This window comes from Mesorhizobium sp. PL10 (assembly GCF_053714315.1).
The window spans coordinates 1-666 of sequence record NZ_JBSKBR010000174.1 but is presented as its reverse complement, the minus strand read 5'-3'; the positions used below and the strand labels follow the sequence as shown (position 1 = coordinate 666).

At 57.2% G+C, this 666-nt stretch carries 1 pseudogene; it reads left to right on the top strand.

Features of this window, described 5'->3' with window-relative positions:
- Positions 1 to 136: 136 nt before the first annotated feature.
- Positions 137 to 666 (top strand): annotated as a pseudogene (locus ACWGTO_RS33715) (IS1634 family transposase); the annotation flags it as partial.

Here is a 666-nt window from a genome sequence, read left to right as displayed (position 1 = left end):
AAAAGAACATAGCCACGTAAGTCATTGATTTTTAGTGACCGTAGCTTGGTCAATGAAAATAGTGTGGTGCTAAATTCTTTCACCGGAACGGCGGTAATTCTTGACTGTTTGGTGATTCTGGCGGTGATAATCGCGCATGTTCGTACGCGAGAAGACCGTCAACGGCTACACCTACCTCTATCTGGTCGAGAATGTCCGGGAGAATGGCCGCACCAAGCAACGGATCATCCGCAACCTCGGGCGCAAGGAGGCAGTCCTTGCCGCTGGCGACCTGGATCGTCTGTTGGCTTCTGTCGGACGTTTCACCGAAAGGGCCATGGTGCTGGATGCGATCGACAGCAACCCTGCTCAGGTGAATGCCCGCCGGATTGGCGGCCCCTTGCTGTTCGGGCGACTGTGGGAACGGCTCGCAATTCCTGACGTGCTCGAGGACCTGCTTGCCGATCGCCAGTTTGGTTTTGCCGTGGAGCGCGCCGTGTTTGTCGCCACGCTGCACCGCCTGTTCGTCTCGGGTTCAGATCGTTCCTGTGTTGACTGGATGGCCTCCTATGCTCTCGAGGGAGCAGGCGATCTGGAATTGCATCACTTCTATCGGGCCATGGCGTGGCTGGGCGAGGAGATCGAAGAGAAGGCTGAAGCTGCGCTTGCGCCGCGCTGCGTGAAGGA